The sequence below is a fragment of the Pseudomonas sp. P5_B2 genome (assembly GCF_056400445.1).
The window spans coordinates 1-17,851 of the sequence record NZ_JBFULH010000070.1; the positions used below are offsets into that span (position 1 = coordinate 1).

The 17,851-nt window shown below is 58.4% G+C and carries 16 protein-coding genes and 2 pseudogenes; 8 read left to right on the forward strand and 10 right to left on the reverse strand.

The features are described 5' to 3' along the window. The 5 genes and pseudogenes from AC1DRJ_RS09325 to colR form a co-directional block, all read right to left on the reverse strand. Positions 1–99: pseudogene (locus AC1DRJ_RS09325) on the reverse strand (hypothetical protein); the annotation flags it as partial. A 2-nt stretch (positions 100–101) separates the two neighbouring features. Further along, on the reverse strand, positions 102–815 hold the full coding sequence (locus AC1DRJ_RS09330) for a lipopolysaccharide kinase InaA family protein (protein ID WP_477801878.1): 714 nt from the start codon (positions 813–815) through the stop codon (positions 102–104). 4 nt (positions 816–819) lie between these two features. After that, positions 820–1,488: a class I SAM-dependent methyltransferase gene (locus tag AC1DRJ_RS09335; protein ID WP_310337279.1), complete on the reverse strand. Its 669-nt coding sequence runs from the start codon at positions 1,486–1,488 to the stop codon at positions 820–822. 160 nt (positions 1,489–1,648) lie between these two features. Next, positions 1,649–2,843, reverse strand: a pseudogene (locus AC1DRJ_RS09340) (sensor histidine kinase). Further along, complete coding sequence (gene colR / locus AC1DRJ_RS09345) at positions 2,833–3,516, reverse strand: two-component system response regulator ColR (RefSeq protein ID WP_477801879.1); 684 nt, start codon at positions 3,514–3,516, stop codon at positions 2,833–2,835. Before colR ends, AC1DRJ_RS09340 begins: the two are co-directional and overlap by 11 nt. 205 nt (positions 3,517–3,721) lie before the next feature. Between colR and AC1DRJ_RS09350 the strand changes: the two genes are divergently transcribed. Next, positions 3,722–5,671, forward strand: a complete 1,950-nt coding sequence (locus AC1DRJ_RS09350; protein WP_477801880.1) for an LTA synthase family protein — start codon at positions 3,722–3,724, stop codon at positions 5,669–5,671. Positions 5,672–5,725: 54 nt separating this feature from the next. Beyond that, positions 5,726–6,469, forward strand: a complete 744-nt coding sequence (locus AC1DRJ_RS09355; protein WP_477801881.1) for a phosphatase PAP2 family protein — start codon at positions 5,726–5,728, stop codon at positions 6,467–6,469. A gap of 140 nt (positions 6,470–6,609) precedes the next feature. On the opposite strand, the gene groL is transcribed toward AC1DRJ_RS09355, so the two are convergent. From groL to AC1DRJ_RS09375, 4 genes are all read right to left on the reverse strand, one after another. Further along, a complete protein-coding gene (gene groL, locus AC1DRJ_RS09360) occupies positions 6,610–8,253 on the reverse strand; it encodes a chaperonin GroEL (RefSeq protein WP_477801882.1) in 1,644 nt (547 codons plus the stop codon). Positions 8,254–8,302: 49 nt separating this feature from the next. Further along, positions 8,303–8,596, reverse strand: coding sequence for a co-chaperone GroES (locus AC1DRJ_RS09365; protein WP_019827816.1), 294 nt, complete (start codon positions 8,594–8,596; stop codon positions 8,303–8,305). 247 nt (positions 8,597–8,843) lie between these two features. Beyond that, the gene (locus AC1DRJ_RS09370) at positions 8,844–9,320 is read right to left on the reverse strand and encodes an FxsA family protein (RefSeq protein WP_477801883.1); all 477 of its coding nucleotides are present in this window, start codon (positions 9,318–9,320) and stop codon (positions 8,844–8,846) included. Between the two features lie 66 nt (positions 9,321–9,386). After that, complete coding sequence (locus AC1DRJ_RS09375; protein WP_477801884.1) at positions 9,387–10,118, reverse strand: HugZ family pyridoxamine 5'-phosphate oxidase; 732 nt, start codon at positions 10,116–10,118, stop codon at positions 9,387–9,389. Positions 10,119–10,283: 165 nt separating this feature from the next. Between AC1DRJ_RS09375 and AC1DRJ_RS09380 the strand changes: the two genes are divergently transcribed. Then, positions 10,284–11,042, forward strand: a complete 759-nt coding sequence (locus AC1DRJ_RS09380; RefSeq protein WP_477801885.1) for an SDR family oxidoreductase — start codon at positions 10,284–10,286, stop codon at positions 11,040–11,042. A 136-nt stretch (positions 11,043–11,178) separates the two neighbouring features. Here the strand turns inward: AC1DRJ_RS09380 and apbC are convergent, their stop codons facing one another. Next, positions 11,179–12,273: an iron-sulfur cluster carrier protein ApbC gene (gene apbC, locus AC1DRJ_RS09385; protein ID WP_477801886.1), complete on the reverse strand. Its 1,095-nt coding sequence runs from the start codon at positions 12,271–12,273 to the stop codon at positions 11,179–11,181. 330 nt (positions 12,274–12,603) lie between these two features. Between apbC and metG the strand changes: the two genes are divergently transcribed. The 5 genes from metG to AC1DRJ_RS09410 all read left to right on the forward strand — a co-directional run. Continuing rightward, positions 12,604–14,655, forward strand: coding sequence for a methionine--tRNA ligase (metG, locus tag AC1DRJ_RS09390; RefSeq protein WP_477801887.1), 2,052 nt, complete (start codon positions 12,604–12,606; stop codon positions 14,653–14,655). A gap of 143 nt (positions 14,656–14,798) precedes the next feature. Continuing rightward, positions 14,799–15,368 carry an electron transport complex protein RnfA gene (locus tag AC1DRJ_RS09395; protein WP_477801888.1) on the forward strand — a complete coding sequence of 190 codons (570 nt, stop codon included), beginning with the start codon at positions 14,799–14,801 and terminating at the stop codon, positions 15,366–15,368. After that, a complete protein-coding gene (rsxB, locus tag AC1DRJ_RS09400; protein WP_477801889.1) occupies positions 15,365–16,585 on the forward strand; it encodes an electron transport complex subunit RsxB in 1,221 nt (406 codons plus the stop codon). Before AC1DRJ_RS09395 ends, rsxB begins: the two co-directional genes overlap by 4 nt. Beyond that, positions 16,572–17,558, forward strand: coding sequence for an RnfABCDGE type electron transport complex subunit D (locus AC1DRJ_RS09405; protein WP_477801890.1), 987 nt, complete (start codon positions 16,572–16,574; stop codon positions 17,556–17,558). Before rsxB ends, AC1DRJ_RS09405 begins: the two co-directional genes overlap by 14 nt. Next, the coding region (locus AC1DRJ_RS09410; protein ID WP_477801891.1) for an RnfABCDGE type electron transport complex subunit G at positions 17,555–17,851 on the forward strand (297 nt) is incomplete at its 3' end. The genes AC1DRJ_RS09405 and AC1DRJ_RS09410, both read left to right, overlap by 4 nt.

The following is a 17,851-nucleotide window of genomic DNA, read 5'->3' on the forward strand; positions in this document are numbered from 1 at the left end:
GAGGACTTGTGTGCGAGGCTGCTCCCAGGCAGCCACCGCCAATGAAGCAACTGCCAAGGCTCCTATTAGAAATAAACCTCGTGCAATTTCGAGTTTCATCGCTATAAACCTTTGATAGCGCTGCCAAACGCCGTCTCATAAAAGTAGACGAGTTTTTTCCAATCCGCAGCGCTGAACGACGAGTGGCGACGCAGTTGTTTCATGTCATGCGTAGCCGCTTGGGAAGCTGTCATACGCTGTCGGCACTTCTCCAGATCGATCAAGGCAATTTCGGCCTTGGCCGACTCGCCTTCACCGGTGACCCGCAGAAATACGTGCTTGATGTAGAGGCAACTGTGCTGCCAACGGCCCTTGTGCATGCGGGCGAGGTTCTCTGCCAGATCTTTCAAAACGCGATCATGCACCGCCTCACCGTGACGCTCACGGCCACCACCGGCATACCAGTTTTCGATTTCGTCGAAGCCATCCAGCGACTTGGTCACCAACAATGCGCGCCATTTGTGCACAGGGTCGCACTGTGCGCCACAGAAAACGATGTCAGGAACACGCACGTCGAGCTTGCGCAAGCCGATAAGGGCATCTTGCTCGCGCAATACGGTCGGGCGGCCAAACGGGTGCAACCAGCTGCGATAGATGTGGCCGGTCTGACGCTTGGCATAGAGCAGTTGTCCGTCGCTGCCGGTGACACGCTGCACGCCACTCTCACCACCGCGGCGAACGTTGGGTTCTTCTACCCATTCACCACGCTGATTCCAGAAATAGTCGAAGCGATCCTGGGGAGCGACTTCCTTTTCTGCTGCACATTGCACTGCCATCCTGTTACCTCTTGCGCAAGACGTAAACGCGCCACATAGCGTAGAGCGGTATGAAATCCAGTTTTTCCTGAATACGGAAACCCGCTTGCTCAAACTCCTTTTCCACCGTTGCGGCCGGTAGCACAAACCGGTTTTGGTAACCTTCCTGCCCACGCCGCGCTTCTGAGCGCTTGCGTTTCCAGGCCTTGAAGTTACCGTCCACCCACAGTGAAAGGATCACACTGTCACGGGAGACACGCTCGAATTCGCGGAAAATGGCCAGTCGATGCTCGGCTTCACCGATGTGGTGCAGTAAACGCATGCAGAAAATGCTGTCGACGGCATTATCCGGCAAGGCGATGTCGAAGGCAGAGGTGTGCAAAGGTTGGACCCGTTTGACCACGTCAGCGGGTTGCGACTGCATGGCAATCTTCACCATCGACTCAGAATTGTCGGCACCGATGATCGCCCGGTTGGCTTTTTCCGCCAGCATTGGCCAGAAACGCCCGGCACCGCATGGCAAATCGAGTACAAGACCAGGATCGCCAGCCAGCGTCAGCGCTTTACGCGCCAGCTGTACGTCACGCCAGTGAGACAACTTGCGACCGAGCCCGTCCTGATGCTTGCGCAGGTAGTGTTGAGCGTGTTGATCGTCGTATTTTTCGGAAAAATCAAGTTTGATCGGGCCATCCATCATCAAAGTCTCCTGAAATGCTAATGACATCAACCTTAGGTAGTTTCGTGTCAGCGTCAGGTCATGCATTTGTGAAAATATCGTGAGTAAATCCCTTAACTATTTCAGGATTTTACAGACGATTAACAATAACTCATGGAATCCCGCCGTGACTATCTAATCAACGGGTACTCGATGCCTGTAATTCGACCTGAAAACGACAGCCATTGGGCTCCATTGTCGTCAGGCTGACAGTCCAGCCCTGGTTCTCACAAATCCGCTGCACCAGCGACAACCCCAAACCAAGGCCCTCACCGCGTTTTTCGGAACCCCGCACGAAAGGTTCGAACATCGCTTCGCGTTTTTCCTCAGGAATACCCACACCACTGTCCTCGACAAAAAAACCCGTGGACGTAAGGGTCAGGCGAATGAACCCGCGTTCGGTGTAATGCAGGGCGTTGCGTAGCAGATTGCCCATTACCGCGTGCAAGAGGGTTGCGTTGTAACTGCCGACTGTAGGGGGGCCCGGCTCGAAAATCAGCGTCAGCCCCTTCATTTCGATGGGTTCTCGCCACAGATTGAGCAGCCCGTCGGCGACCTGGTTCAGGTTCTGCTGTGGCGACATGCTGGCGTCTTCACGCTGTGCGCGGGCCAGCATCAGGAAGGTTTGTACCAGCTCTCGCATTTCTTCGCAGGCCCGGGCAATGCGCTCGACCTGGGCCCGACCGCGCTGATCGATACCTGGATTTTCCAGCAGCAGCTCACAGGAACTGGCCAGCACCATCAATGGCGTTCGCAGTTCGTGGCTGACGTCACTGGTAAACAGCCGCTCGCGGTTCAATGCCTGGCGCAAGCGCCCAAGGGTGGCGTCGAAGGCAACAGCCAACTCGCCCACTTCGTCGGCGGCATAATCGGGCGCCAGGGGCGGCGCCAGCCCTAACAATTGATCGCGATGACGCACCTGGCGGGCCAGTCTTACCACTGGCGCCATGACTTTGCGTGACAGGACCCAACCGAGAAATACCGCTAGCGCCAGGCTAAGTACGAAGCCCGTTAACACTACGGCAAACAGCACCCGTTCACGCTCTTCGAAGTCACTTTGGTCTTGAAGCAAAACGTACCGCCGGCCGTCGACGATTTCGACCATGGCGTGATACGACAGCTGATCGCGAAAAACCTCGTGAAACCCCGATTCCAGGTTGCGCAAATCTCAGCAACAGACGTTGCAAGTCGCCACCCAGACCGGACGAAATCAGCTTTTCTTCCACCACGTGCACGGTCGCCACAATGCCCATGGCAAAGGCGCCAGCCACCAGTGCGCTCATCAGCGCAAAGGCGATGATGATTCGTTGAGCAAGGCTCTGCTTAAACTCCATCACGGCCCTCGGCCAGGCGATATCCTACACCGTGAACGGTTTGCAGCAATGGCTTGGCGAATGGCTTGTCGATGACCTGACGGAGTTGATGGACATGGCTGCGCAGGCTGTCACTGTCTGGACAGTCGTCGCCCCACAGCGCCTCTTCAAGAATTTCGCGGCGCAGTACATGCGGGCTTTTTTGCATCAGCACAGCCAACAATTTCAAGCCCACCGGGTTGAGCTTCAGCAGTCGGCCTTGGCGGGTCACTTCCAGGGTATCGAGGTCGTAGGCCAGATCGCTAACCTGCAACGTGCGGCGACCGCCACCTTGAGTGCGGCGCATCACCGCCTCGATCCGCGCTGCCAGTTCAGACAGGGCAAAAGGCTTGATCAGGTAATCATCAGCGCCGGACTTGAAGCCCTGCAATCGGTCATCCAGTTGATCGCGGGCGGTGAGCATGATTACCGGCGTATCGCGGCGGGCATCTTCACGCAGGCGTTTGCACAGGGTGTAACCGTCGATGCCAGGCAGCATGATGTCGAGCACGATCAAGTCGTAATGCTCGGTGGCTGCCAGGTGCAGGCCGGACAGACCGTCTTGCGCGCAATCCACGGTGTAGCCTTTGAGACCCAGATAGTCAGCCAGGTTGGCCAGGATATCGCGGTTGTCTTCAACCAATAGAATTCGCATGGGCACTCCTCCGTACACAGTAACGGCCGTCTTGGCCCGCGCAGCTTAAGGCCAAGCGTGGCTCAGGGCTAGGGTTGCGGACAGGAGGAATCAATTCGCTCAACCAAATGATAGAGTTAACACGTTTTTCACTATGGGTTCACACCCTGACTACAGAGGCTGGGCGAATCTCCCGCGTAAAATTCTAATAAGGAATGTATAGAACATGGACTTCTTCAAAACGGCGCCAATGCGCTTTCTCCTGCTGGTCACTGGAGCCTGGCTGGCCATTTTCTTGCTGACCCGGATGGTTCTGCTGCTCACTCATCCGGACGAGGCCGGCAGCGGCTTCCTGCCTGTGTTCGGCATCGGCTTGATTTACGACCTGGGCTTTATTGCCTATGCGGCACTGCCAATGGGCCTCTACTTGCTGCTGTGCCCACCGGCCTTATGGCGTCGGCGCGGTCATCGATGGTTACTTCAGGGACTGCTGACAGTCAGCCTCTTCGCCATGCTCTTCACCGCGGTGGCCGAGTGGCTGTTCTGGGATGAATTTGGTGTGCGCTTCAATTTCATCGCCGTCGACTACCTGGTGTATTCCGACGAAGTGCTGAACAACCTGCTCGAGTCCTATCCGATCGGCAAGCTGCTGAGCCTGCTCGCGGTTCTGGCAGTGGGCTTGAGCTTCGTATTACGCAAACCTTTCAATGCAGCGATGTACGCCCCGTTGCCAACCTTGCGCGGGCGCCTGCTGAATGCCTTGGGGTTATTGATGGTTGCTGGATTGAGCCTGCAATTGCTCAGCCAGGACTCGCCTCGCGCACAAGGCGGCAACGCCTACCAAAACGAGTTGGCAAGCAACGGTCCGTACCAGTTTTTTGCAGCGTTCCGTAACAACGAACTGGATTACCCGCAGTTTTACAGCACCCTGCCGGCCGACGTTGTCGCACAGCAGATTCGGGCAGAGCTAAGCGAACCGAACGCGCGCTTCGTCGGCAAAGACCCGCAAGACATCCGTCGGGAAATCGATAACCCCGGCACCCTGCGCAAACCCAATATCATATTGGTGACCATCGAAAGCTTCAGCGCCAAATACATGGGCAGCAACGGCAACCAGAACAACCTGACACCGAACCTCGATGCCCTGCGCAAGGAGAGCCTGTATTTCAACAACTTCTACGCCACCGGCACCCGTACTGATCGCGGCCTGGAAGCCATCACCCTGGCTATCCCTCCGACACCGGGGCGTTCAATCGTCAAGCGCGTAGGCCGTGAGAGCGGTTTTGCCAGTCTCGGCCAACAACTCAACGCCGTGGGTTACGACAGCGTGTTCGTTTATGGTGGGCGCGGTTACTTCGACAACATGAACGCGTTCTTCAGCGGCAATGGTTATCGCGTGGTCGACCAGAGCAGCGTCGATGAAGCCGAGATTCACTTCAAGAATGCCTGGGGCATGTCCGACGAAGATCTGTATACGCAGACGCTGAAACTGGCTGACGCCGACTATGCGAAACAGCAACCGTTTCTGTTGCAGCTGATGACCACGTCCAACCACCGCCCTTACACTTATCCGGAGAATCGGATCGACATCCAATCCGGTGATGGCCGTGATGGTGCGGTGAAGTACACCGACTACGCCATTGGTCAGTTCCTTGATCAGGCGCGCAAAAAGCCGTGGTTTGACAATACAATCTTTGTATTCGTCGCCGACCACACCGCTGGCAGCGCCGGTAAGGAAGACTTGCCGATCAGTAACTATCAGATTCCGCTGTTCATTTATGCACCGAAGTTGATCGAAGCCCGCGAGACCGCACAACTGGCCAGCCAGATCGACCTCGCCCCCACTTTACTGGGCTTGCTGAATCTGGATTATGAATCGACGTTCTTTGGTCGCAACCTGTTGCAGGACAATCCGCTGCCGCCGCGAGTGGTGGTTGGCAATTATCAACACTTGGGGTTGTTTGACGGCAAGGATCTGGCGATCCTTAGCCCGCGCCAAGGGTTGCGTCGACATGATGACGCGCTGACAGACAGTCGCGAGTCCCGTGCCACCGCCGACGATCCATTGATCACCCGTGCGATTACCTATTACCAAACGGCCAGTTATGGCTTCAAGCAACAACTGCTTGGCTGGAAGGCGTCCAAGGAGGGGGCCGGCCAAGTCAGCCAACATTAACCGAATCGCCCCAGGCTGATGCGCTGGGGCTTGTTCCTTTGTTCAGGATCCACCATGTCATCAACCGTTGTCCGTCCTGCCTCTCGCCCACTCAATTTCTGGGTGTGCCTGGGTGTCCCCGCCGTCGCGGCGATCATTCTGGTGCTGCTCGAACTGACCTCCCTGGACATGGACCTTGCCAAGCTGTTCTACGATCCAGTGGCAGGGGATTTCATCGGGCGCCACAGTTACTTCCTGGAAGACATCCTGCATGACCGCGCCAAGCAGTTAGTCATCGCGTTCTCGGTATTTTCCGTTCTCGGCTTCATCGGCTCGTTTTTCATGACGAAGCTCAAGCCGTTCAAACGGGAACTGGGTTGCCTGGTACTGTCTCTGGGGCTGGCAACCTCCTTTGTCACGCCCATGAAAGCGGTGACGGCGGTGCAATGTCCATGGAGCCTTGAGCAATTCGGTGGCCACGAGACCTACAGCGAATTGCTGAGCCCTCGCCCGCCTACAGATAAACCTGGCCGTTGCTGGCCTGGCGGTCATGCCGCCACCGGTTTCACGCTGTTTGCGCTGTTCTTCGTTTTGCGTGACCGTCGCCCGCGCATGGCTCGCGCGGCGTTTGTCTTCGCCTTCGCCCTGGGCTCGGTGTTCTCGATTGGCCGGATGATGCAGGGTGCGCACTTCTTTTCGCACAACCTATGGACAGCGGTTTTTTGCTGGCTGATTTGTCTGGGGTCGTATTACTACGTGCTTTACCGGCCGGCCTCGAAGGTTGAGACGGTGGCCAAGGCAAAAGCGATTAATGCCTGAAACACAGAGCTAATGTGAGAGCGGGCTTGCTCGCTCCCACATTAATCCGGTGCAACCACCCGACCAAGGTGAACACCGGGCAATAAAAAACCCCGCCTGCTTTCGCAGGCGGGGTTTTTCAATACAGGGGTAAGGCTGGCTTACATCATGCCGCCCATGCCGCCCATACCGCCCATGTCTGGCATGCCGCCGCCAGCTGGGCCGTCTTCCTTGATCTCGGCGATCATGGCTTCGGTGGTGATCATCAGGCTGGCGATGGAAGCAGCTGCCTGCAGAGCCGAACGAGTCACTTTAGCCGGGTCCAGGATACCCATTTCGATCATGTCGCCGTATTCGCCGGTCGCAGCGTTGTAACCATAGTTACCCGAACCCTGCTTGACCTTGTCGACTACTACGCTTGGCTCGTCGCCGGAGTTGGCAACGATCTGGCGCAGTGGCGCTTCAACAGCGCGACGCAGCAATTGGATACCAACGTCCTGATCAGCGTTGTCGCCTTTCAGTTCGGAGATAGCCTGCAGAGCGCGAACCAGTGCCACGCCGCCGCCAGGTACCACGCCTTCTTCAACGGCTGCACGGGTAGCGTGCAGGGCGTCTTCAACGCGGGCTTTCTTCTCTTTCATTTCAACTTCGGAACCGGCGCCAACCTTGRTCACTGCAACGCCGCCGGACAGTTTGGCCAGACGCTCTTGCAGTTTTTCACGGTCGTAGTCGGACGAAGTGTCGGCCACTTGCTGACGGATCTGCAGAACGCGAGCCTGGATGTCAGCCTCAACGCCGGCACCGTCGATCACGGTGGTGTTTTCTTTCGACAGGATGACGCGCTTGGCATTACCCAGGTGTTCCAGGGTAGTGCTTTCCAGGCTCAGACCGATCTCTTCGGAGATAACGGTACCGCCAGTCAGGACAGCGATGTCCTGCAGCATGGCCTTGCGACGGTCGCCGAAGCCTGGAGCCTTGACGGCTGCGACTTTAACGATGCCACGCATGTTGTTCACAACCAGAGTCGCCAAGGCTTCGCCTTCAACGTCTTCGGCAACGATCAGCAGAGGACGGCCGGCTTTGGCAACGGCTTCCAGTACTGGCAACATTTCGCGGATGTTCGAGATCTTTTTGTCGACCAGCAGGATCAGCGGACCGTCCAGCTCGGCAGTCATGGTCTCTGGCTTGTTGACGAAGTACGGGGACAGGTAGCCACGGTCGAACTGCATGCCTTCAACAACCGACAGTTCGTTTTCCAGGCCCGAGCCTTCTTCAACGGTGATCACGCCTTCTTTACCGACTTTTTCCATGGCTTCGGCAATGATGTCGCCGATGGAGTTGTCGGAGTTGGCCGAGATAGTGCCGACCTGAGCGATGGCCTTGGTGTCAGCGCAAGGCTTGGACAGGGCTTTGAGCTCTTTGACGATAGCGATGGTTGCTTTGTCGATGCCGCGCTTCAGGTCCATCGGGTTCATGCCGGCAGCGACGGCTTTCAGGCCTTCGTTGACGATCGATTGAGCCAGAACGGTAGCGGTGGTGGTGCCGTCGCCTGCGTCATCGTTGGCACGGGAGGCAACGTCTTTGACCAGCTGCGCGCCCATGTTTTCGAAGCGATCCTTCAGCTCGATTTCTTTGGCAACGGACACGCCGTCCTTGGTGATGGTCGGAGCGCCGAAGCTCTTCTCGATGATCACGTTACGGCCTTTAGGGCCCAGGGTCGCTTTAACCGCGTCCGCCAGGACGTTAACGCCTTTGAGCATTTTCTTGCGAGCGGAGTCGCCAAATAGAACTTCTTTAGCAGCCATGATCGATATTCCTTAAATACTTTGTAGTAGTGGGAAAAGGAGCGGGGAATCAGCCTTCGATAACAGCGAGAATCTCGTTCTCAGCCATTACCAGCAGGTCTTCGCCGTCGACTTTCACGGTGTTGCTGCCGGAGTACGGGCCGAACACAACCTTGTCGCCCACTTTAACGGCCAGTGCACGCACTTCACCGTTGTCCAGCACGCGGCCAGTGCCGACTGCCAGAATTTCACCGCTGTTGGCTTTTTCAGCAGCCGAACCTGGCAGGACGATACCGCCAGCGGTTTTCTTTTCTTCTTCGCTGCGACGGATGACGACGCGGTCATGCAGAGGACGAAGCTTCATTGTCGATCTCTCCTAATTGTGGTTTTCATCGGCCGGTGTAGTCCCGGCGGGTTTAACAAATCCGGCGGTGCCGGGTGCGGCTCGACAAGCGAGACGCGGAAGTCTGTCTGGCGTGATTACCAGAAACCTTGCGGTGACCGTTACATAAGGGCGCACAAGCTTATTACAAGGGCGGGGATCGAAATTTTTTACATCGATTACCCGAAAACGAACACGGCACCCGAAGGTGCCGTGCAGGTGAAACGTTTTACTTGGTGTCGCGGTGTTCGTACTCGCCTTCGATCACGTTGGGCTCACGACCCAGCGGCTCGCGCGGAACAGGACCGCCCCGCGGCTGAAGGTCGTCGGCGAATGCACGCTGACGAATCGCGGCCTCTTCGGCACGTTGGCGCATTTTATTGGCCAGCAGTCGACGGGAGATCGGCAGCAACATGATCAGGCCCAGCACATCACTGACGAAGCCCGGCAGGATCAAAAGACCGCCCGCCAGAGCCAGCATCAGGCCATCCAGCATGGTCTGGGCCGGCAGCTCGCCGCGACTCAGGCTTTCACGGGCACGCAGCGCAGTGGCCAGACCGGCGATACGCAGCACGAACACACCGAGCATCGAGCCGAGAATGATCAATAGCAGGGCCGGGAAAAACCCGATTGCCCCACTCACTTTGACGAAAACGAACAATTCCAATACCGGGAACAGTAGAAAGAGCAACAAAAAAGGGCGCATCAAATGTTTCCTCAACGCAAGAATGCCTTGCCAGTCTTCCCTAGATGACGTCGCCCTTTCGTGAATTCAAGCGTCGACGACTTCATTTATGGGCCAATGCTCGGCGTGAGCCAGAGAAACCAAGGCTTCCCGGACTTGTGTCGGCGTATTACAAGGTGCTTGAAATGGCAGCCAGTATAGCGCCTGACCGATACGTAAATGCATGCCTTCGGTGTCGATACCGGCCAGTTGCGCCGGTTCTGTTTTAGGCAGCCCCGCCAGTTCGACGTAGTGCGCGATGGCTTTGGCGTGATCGGCATTCATGTGCTCGACCATGCTCACTTCAGCCTTGCCGGCAAACGGGTTGACCAATGTCAGCTGATCAACCCAGTGAATCGCGCCGAAACCGCCGATGTAGCGGTGACGTACGGGTTTTAGCACCCAGAAATCGAAATCGTGAGCCTTGTGGTAGCTCTGCGAATCGGGGAAATAGCGGTAGTAACGCTGGGCCGCCGCTTCAATGGCGGCCTCGTCCACGAGCTGTTCTGCTTCTGCAAGGTAAGTCAGCCGACCAACGGCTTGTACATCGTCGGCCTCGCGTTCGCCCACAAAAAGAGAGCATTTCGGATCTTTTTGCAGGTTGTGCGTGTGCTGAGCGATGCGGCTTATAAGGATCAGCGGCCGACCCTGTTCATCCAGACAGTAAGGAACCACAGAGCCAAACGGGTAGCCCGGCATCGACTTGGAATGGGTCGACAACACCCCACGGTATTCCTTGAGTAGCAATTTTCGGGCATTCTTGGCCGCTTCTACGCTCAATTTATGACTCCTTAAATAGAATCCGTCGAAAAAACGGACAGGCGGCTGGGGATAAGTATTCAGCGCGCCATTCGGGCAGTTCTCATGTGCAGCCAGGCTACATCTGGCGCAGATCGAGAGGCCCTCTCCAAGGAAACCACTCTGACCTGCTATTGGGGCATGCGAATGCAACTCACTGACAAAGTAATCATTATCACTGGCGGTTGCCAGGGTTTAGGTCGTTCCATGGCCGAGTATTTGGCTACCAAAGGCGCGAAACTGGCCCTGGTGGACCTGAACCAGGAAAAGCTCGACGACGCCGTCGCGGCTTGCAAGGCCAAAGGCGTCGAGGCGCGCAGCTACCTGTGCAACGTCGCCAATGAAGAGCAAGTGACCCACATGGTCGCCCAGGTTGCCGAAGATTTCGGCGCGATCCACGGTCTGATCAACAACGCCGGGATCCTGCGCGACGGCCTGCTGCTGAAGGTCAAGGACGGCGAAATGACCAAGATGAGCCTTGCCCAATGGCAGGCGGTCATCGACGTCAACCTGACCGGCGTGTTCCTGTGCACCCGTGAAGTTGCGGCCAAAATGGTCGAGCTGGAAAATCGCGGCGCGATCATCAATATCTCCTCGATCTCCCGCGCTGGCAACGTCGGTCAGACCAACTACTCGGCCGCCAAGGCCGGTGTCGCTGCGGCCACCGTCACCTGGGCCAAAGAACTGGCGCGTTACGGCATCCGCGTGGCGGGCATTGCACCGGGCTTTATCGAAACCGAGATGACACTGGGGATGAAGCCTGAAGCGCTGGACAAAATGACGGCCGGGATTCCGCTCAAGCGCATGGGTAAACCGGAAGAGATCGCCCATTCGGCGGCGTACATTTTCGAGAACGACTACTACACCGGCCGGATCCTCGAAATGGATGGCGGGTTGCGCATCTAAGGCAACACCCAAAACCCTGTAGCAGCTGCCGAGGTACGAGGCTGCGTTGCGTGTCCGCAGGACCGCCCTCGGGGGCCGCTGCGCAGCCCAACGCAGCCTCGTGCCTCGGCAGCTGCTACAACATCTATTCAGCGAATCAATCGTCGCTGATGGTGATGTTCGGCATTGCCGGCGACACCGCTTCCTGCAACACGATCCGTGCGCCGACGTGGCGAGCGAGTTCCTGGTAGACCATCGCAATCGGGCTGTCCGGTTCGGCGATAACCGTCGGCTTGCCGCTGTCGGCCTGCTCGCGGATTTCCATCGCCAGCGGCAACGACGCCAGTACTTCAACGCCGTATTGATTGGCCAGCTTCACACCACCGCCTTCTCCGAACAGATGCTCGGCATGCCCGCAGTTGGAGCAGATGTGCACGGCCATGTTTTCCACCACGCCCAGCACCGGGATGTTGACCTTGCGGAACATCTCAACGCCCTTGCGCGCATCCAGCAATGCCAGATCTTGCGGGGTCGTCACGATGACCGCGCCGGCCACCGGGACTTTCTGTGCCAGGGTCAGCTGGATGTCACCGGTGCCTGGCGGCATGTCGATGACCAGGTAATCCAGGTCGCCCCACGCGGTTTGGGTCACCAGTTGCAACAGCGCACCGGACACCATCGGCCCGCGCCAGACCATCGGTGTGTTGTCGTCGGTCAGGAAAGCCATCGACATCACTTCAACGCCATGGGACTCGATCGGCACGAACCACTTCTGATCCTTGATCTTTGGTCGGGTACCTTCCGGGATGCCGAACATGATGCCTTGGCTCGGACCGTAGATGTCCGCGTCGAGAATCCCGACCTTGGCACCTTCACGGGCCAGCGCCAGCGCCAGGTTCGCGGCGGTAGTGGACTTGCCCACACCGCCTTTGCCAGACGCCACGGCCACAACGTTTTTCACGTTCGCCAGCCCCGGGATTTGCGCCTGGGCCTTGTGCGCGGCAATCACGCTGGTGATCTCAACGTGGGCGATCGTGACGCCGTCGAGGCCTTCAATGGCCATTTGCAACATCTGTGACCAGCCGCTCTTGAACAGGCCGGCGGCGTAACCCAACTCCAGCTGGACGCTGACGCGATCGCCCTGGATCTGGATATCGCGCACGCATCCGGCGCTGACCGGGTCCTGGTTCAGGTAAGGGTCGGTGTATTGGCGAAGGACGGCTTCCACCGCTGCGCGATTGACGGCGCTCATGGGCAACTCCGATTGCAAGACTGGAAAATCAGGCGGGTATCGTAACCGTTCTATGGCTTGTTCGGCATGCTTTCAGAACGTGACAAACACCCCATGGTTGAATGCGACCTGTAGCAGCTGGCGAAGCCTGCGTTCGACTGCGCAGCAGTCGTGAGTCCGGGCAACTCGGACTACCTGAAGCACCGCGGTGTCTGGATTTACGACTGCTGCGCAGYCGAACGCAGGCTGCGCCAGCTGCTACAAAGGTCCGTGGTGCCGGTGGCGGGGGTGAAAAATATGCGCCAGCGCTTTATAGTGGCCGACCTCCGTTTCATCAAGTAGCCGAGCCCCATGTCCGAGCCACGCAAGATCCTCGTCACCAGCGCCCTGCCCTATGCCAATGGTTCGATCCATCTTGGCCACATGCTGGAATACATCCAGACCGATATGTGGGTGCGCTTCCRGAAGCACCGCGGCAATCAATGCATTTATGTCTGCGCCGACGACGCCCACGGCTCGGCGATCATGCTGCGCGCAGAAAAGGAAGGCATCACCCCGGAACAACTGATCGCCAACGTCCAGGCTGAACACAGCGCCGACTTTGCCGAGTTCCTGGTGGACTTCGACAACTTCCACTCCACTCACGCCGAAGAAAACCGTGAGCTGTCGAGCCAGATCTACCTGAAGCTGCGCGACGCCGGGCACATTGCCCAGCGCTCGATCACGCAGTATTTCGACCCGGAAAAGAAAATGTTCCTGGCCGACCGCTTCATCAAGGGCACCTGCCCGAAATGCGGCACCGAAGACCAGTACGGCGACAACTGCGAAAAATGCGGTGCGACCTACGCGCCAACCGATCTGAAAGATCCGAAGTCGGCCATCTCTGGCGCCACGCCGGTGCTCAAGGATTCCCAGCACTTCTTCTTCAAACTGCCGGACTTCCAGGAGATGCTGCAAACCTGGACCCGCAGCGGCACCTTGCAAGACGCCGTGGCCAACAAGATCGCCGAATGGCTGGACGCCGGCCTGCAACAGTGGGACATCTCCCGCGATGCGCCATACTTCGGTTTCGAGATTCCAGACGAGCCAGGTAAATATTTCTACGTGTGGCTGGATGCGCCAATCGGCTACATGGCCAGCTTCAAGAACCTGTGCGACCGCACCCCGGAGCTGGACTTCGACGCGTTCTGGGGCAAGGATTCCACGGCCGAGCTGTACCATTTCATCGGCAAGGACATCGTCAACTTCCACGCCCTGTTCTGGCCAGCCATGCTCGAAGGCGCCGGTTTCCGCAAACCGACCGGCATCAACGTGCACGGCTACCTGACCGTCAATGGTCAGAAGATGTCCAAGTCCCGTGGCACTTTCATCAAGGCCCGGACGTATCTGGATCACCTGTCGCCGGAATACCTGCGCTACTACTACGCGGCCAAGCTGAGCCGTGGCGTCGACGACCTTGACCTGAACCTCGAAGACTTCGTGCAGAAGGTCAACTCGGACCTGGTCGGCAAAGTCGTCAACATTGCCAGCCGTTGCGCCGGTTTCATCCATAAAGGCAACGCCGGTGTTCTGGTGGCGGGTAATGCCGCGCCAGAGCTGACCGATGCGTTCCTCGCCGCTGCGCCAAGCATCGCCGAGGCTTACGAAGCTCGCGACTTCGCCCGCGCCATGCGTGAAATCATGGGCCTGGCCGACCGCGCCAACGCCTGGATCGCCGACAAGGCACCGTGGTCGCTGAACAAACAGGAAGGCAAGCAGGACGAAGTCCAGGCCATCTGCGCCTTGGGCGTCAACCTGTTCCGCCAGTTGGTGATCTTCCTCAAGCCCGTGCTGCCGCTGCTGGCCGCAGACGCCGAGGCGTTCCTGAACGTCGCGCCGCTGACCTGGAACGACCACGCGACCTTGCTCAGCAACCATCAACTGAACGAGTTCAAGCCGTTGATGACCCGCATCGACCCGGTAAAAGTGCAGGCCATGAGCGACGCATCCAAAGAAGACCTGACCGCCAGCGCAACCGACACTGGCGAAGCCGCACCGGCCGGCAACGGCGAACTGGCCAAGGATCCGCTGTCGCCAGAGATCGAATTCGACGCCTTTGCTGCGGTCGACCTGCGTGTCGCGCTGATTCTCAAGGCCGAACACGTGGAAGGTGCCGACAAGCTGCTGCGCCTGACCCTGGACATCGGTGACGAGCAACGCAACGTGTTCTCGGGGATCAAGAGCGCTTACCCGGATCCGTCCAAGCTCAATGGTCGCCTGACCATGATGATCGCCAACCTCAAGCCACGGAAAATGAAGTTCGGCATCTCCGAAGGCATGGTGATGGCGGCGGGCCCTGGCGGTGAAGAAATCTACCTGCTCAGCCCTGATAGCGGCGCCAAGCCGGGTCAGCGCATCAAGTAAGGTTGTGCGGTAAATCGATCCCACAGTCGTGCCTGGCGCGACTGTGGGATTTTCATATCTGGCCCCCCCTCCGTCCTTGYCGGATAATGCCTAAGCTTTTTAGACCGCTGCGTTAAAAAGCCCCTGTTCTTGCCGGCACGATCATGACCGAGATGCTTCTTACGCTTATCAGCGCTGCCCTGATCAACAACCTCGTGTTGCACTGGCCGCTGGGCGTCGATCCGCTATTGGGTAACGAGCATCGGCAAGTCCATGCCCTGGGTATCGCGACGGCGTGCCTGATGTGGATGGTTGGCACATTGGGTTACGCGGCCGATCATTGGCTGCTGGTCCCTCTGGAACTCACGTCGCTGCGTCTGTTCGTGTTCTTGCCGTTAAGCGTTTTGTTGATTGCGCCTTTGTTGAAAGGGCTGTCGCGGGTGCTGCCAAAGCTTAAGTTCGACGGTCTCTGGCCACTGCTTTTGGGCAACGCTGGCGTGCTTGGGTTGACGCTGCTCAACGCTCAGGACGACAAAGGATTCTTTCACGCCACCTTCCTGAGCCTCGGCGCCGGATTGGGGTTTTGGCTGGTGCTGAGTCTGTTTAGCGATTTGCGCCAACGCACACTCGATAACGATGTTCCCCTGCCCTTTCGCGGCTTGCCGATCGAGTTGATCGGTGCCGGATTGATCGCGGTGGCATTTCTCGGATTTAGCGGACTGATCAAAACATGAGTCTGATTCAACGCATCGACGCCCTCTTGCCGCAGACTCAATGCGGCAAATGTGGCCACCCCGGATGCAAGCCCTACGCCGAAGGCATTGCCAGTGGCGAGCCGATCAACAAGTGCCCGCCCGGCGGCAGCGAAACCATCGCGGCCCTGGCCGAATTGCTGAAAGTACCGGTGCTGGAACTGGACATCAGTCGCGGCTCGGCCCCGGCGCAAATCGCCTACATTCGCGAAGCCGAATGCATCGGTTGCACCAAATGCATCCAGGCCTGCCCGGTGGACGCCATCGTCGGCGCGGCTAAATTGATGCACACAGTGATCATCGACGAATGCACCGGTTGCGACCTCTGCGTGGCGCCCTGTCCGGTGGACTGCATTGAGATGCGACCGCTACCGCTGTCCACGGTATTGCCGATTGTCGGGGGCCTGGCCTTCAGCCTTGAAGAGCAACGGGCTCGCGCCGCCAAACGCAACCATGCACGGCGCCGCTTTGAACAACGCAATGCTCGCTTGCAGCGCGAGGAACAACAAAAACTCGCTGAACGCCAGGCTCGCGCGCAACGCCCCCTTAACGTAGCCCCCACTGAAGTGGCGACGCTCGACCCAGTCCAGGCTGCCCTTGAACGCGTGCGTGCACAAAAAGCGGCGAGTGCCGATGCGGCGTTGAAAAAGGCCAAGATCGATCTGGCGATGAGTCGGGCGCAACTGAACAAGTCGCTCAAGGCCTTCGGACATCCACCGACCTTCGAGCAGCAGTCACAACTGATCGTGCTGCAACAACAGTTTGAAGCCGCCGAACAAGCCTTGGCGCAACTGGAAAGCAGTTCACCGCCCGCCCCGACACCGGCTGCCCCGGCAAAGGACGCCGAGTTGAAACGGGCGAAAATCCAGTTGGCCATGCGCCGCGCCGAACTCAAGAAAGCCCAGACCAACGAAGCACCGGCCGAACAGATCGAAGCCCTGCAACGGGCACTCATCGAAGCGGAACAAGCCTTGCACGTCGCTGAAGCGGCGAGTGAACAGCCGCTGCCAGACCTGACGCGAGTGGAAAAGCGCCCCATCGACAGCCAGCTTCGACAGCTGAAAACCGAATTGGCCTACGCCCGTGCGGATGTCAGTAAACTCGAACGAGGTGCGGTCACCCCACGCGAATTGATCGACAAGGCCCGCGCGCGCTTGCTGGAAGCCCAGCGCCAGGTGGATGCCTATGTCGCCCCTTGAATCGGTGGACGAACGCCTTCAGCAGGCCATGAAGCTGGTGTTGCTGGCCACTGTGCCGGGAATGCTGACGTTGTTTTGGCTGTTTGGCTGGGGCGTATTGATAAACCTGATGCTGGCGACCGTTACCGCGCTGGCGGTTGAAGGCGCTGTGCTGCGACTGCGCCAGCGCCCGCTGAGGCCGACATTGAGTGACGGCAGTGCGCTGGTCAGTGCGACGTTACTGGCGCTGGCGCTGCCGCCCTACTGCCCGTGGTGGCTGACGGTCTGTGCGGCGGCATTCGCGCTGCTCGGCAAACAACTGTACGGCGGCGTTGGCAAGAATCCGTTCAACCCGGCGATGCTCGGTTTCGCCCTCGTACTGGTGGCCTTTCCCCAGCCAATGACGAACTGGCCATCCTCCCACGGCTTGGACTTGCTCGGCGGCTTGCAACAGGTTTTCGGATTCAACCTCAGCGCTGCACCAGATGCCTGGGTCCAGGCCACCGCACTGGACAGCCTGCGAATCAACAAAAGCCTGACCATGGACGAACTCTTCGCCGGGAACCCGGCGTTCGGCCATTTTGGCGGACGCGGCGCGGAATGGGTCAGCCTGGCCTTTCTGGCTGGTGGCGTATTTCTCCTGCAACGGCGGGTGTTCAGCTGGCATGCGCCGGTTGGCATGCTCTCCAGCCTGTTCGTCATCAGCCTGCTGTGCTGGAACGGCTCGGGCTCCGACTCCCATGGTTCCCCCCTGTTTCATCTGCTGACCGGTGCCACCATGCTGGGGGCTTTTTTCATTGTCACGGAACCGGTGTCCGGCGCAAAAAGCGCCGGCGCCCGGTTGTTCTTCGGCATCGGTGTGGGCGTGTTGACTTACTTGATACGGACTTGGGGCGGCTATCCGGATGGCTTGGCATTTGCCGTGCTGCTGATGAACCTTTGCGTGCCGGCGCTGGAACGCTTTGTCGCGTCCAGGCAGGAAGTGACCCCATGAGCCGAGTGTCCAGTGTTGTGATTCTGGTGCTGTTGGCCGGTCTGGGAATCGGCGCGACCTACCTCATGCAACGCACCAGTGCCCCCCGCATTGCCGCCGAACAACGGCTGATCGACAGCCGTAAGCTGCTGGACCTGCTACCAGCGCAAACTTACGACAATCAACCGTTGGAACAACCGCTAGCCCTCGCTGACATCACGTTGCCCAACAGCACGCTGCTGGGTGGCTACCTGGCAACCAAGGCCGACCAACCGAGCGCGGTGTTGTTGCGCAGCCAGACCATGGGCTATGAA

Coding starts and splice junctions, on each gene's coding strand:
- AC1DRJ_RS09330 (WP_477801878.1), bottom strand. CDS start 815: ATGGCAGTGCAATGTGCAGCAGAAAAGGAAGTCGCTCCCCAGGATCGC.
- AC1DRJ_RS09335 (WP_310337279.1), bottom strand. CDS start 1,488: ATGGATGGCCCGATCAAACTTGATTTTTCCGAAAAATACGACGATCAA.
- colR (WP_477801879.1), bottom strand. CDS start 3,516: ATGCGAATTCTATTGGTTGAAGACAACCGCGATATCCTGGCCAACCTG.
- AC1DRJ_RS09350 (WP_477801880.1), top strand. CDS start 3,722: ATGGACTTCTTCAAAACGGCGCCAATGCGCTTTCTCCTGCTGGTCACT.
- AC1DRJ_RS09355 (WP_477801881.1), top strand. CDS start 5,726: ATGTCATCAACCGTTGTCCGTCCTGCCTCTCGCCCACTCAATTTCTGG.
- AC1DRJ_RS09365 (WP_019827816.1), bottom strand. CDS start 8,596: ATGAAGCTTCGTCCTCTGCATGACCGCGTCGTCATCCGTCGCAGCGAA.
- AC1DRJ_RS09370 (WP_477801883.1), bottom strand. CDS start 9,320: ATGCGCCCTTTTTTGTTGCTCTTTCTACTGTTCCCGGTATTGGAATTG.
- AC1DRJ_RS09380 (WP_477801885.1), top strand. CDS start 10,284: ATGCAACTCACTGACAAAGTAATCATTATCACTGGCGGTTGCCAGGGT.
- apbC (WP_477801886.1), bottom strand. CDS start 12,273: ATGAGCGCCGTCAATCGCGCAGCGGTGGAAGCCGTCCTTCGCCAATAC.
- AC1DRJ_RS09395 (WP_477801888.1), top strand. CDS start 14,799: ATGACCGAGATGCTTCTTACGCTTATCAGCGCTGCCCTGATCAACAAC.
- rsxB (WP_477801889.1), top strand. CDS start 15,365: ATGAGTCTGATTCAACGCATCGACGCCCTCTTGCCGCAGACTCAATGC.
- AC1DRJ_RS09405 (WP_477801890.1), top strand. CDS start 16,572: ATGTCGCCCCTTGAATCGGTGGACGAACGCCTTCAGCAGGCCATGAAG.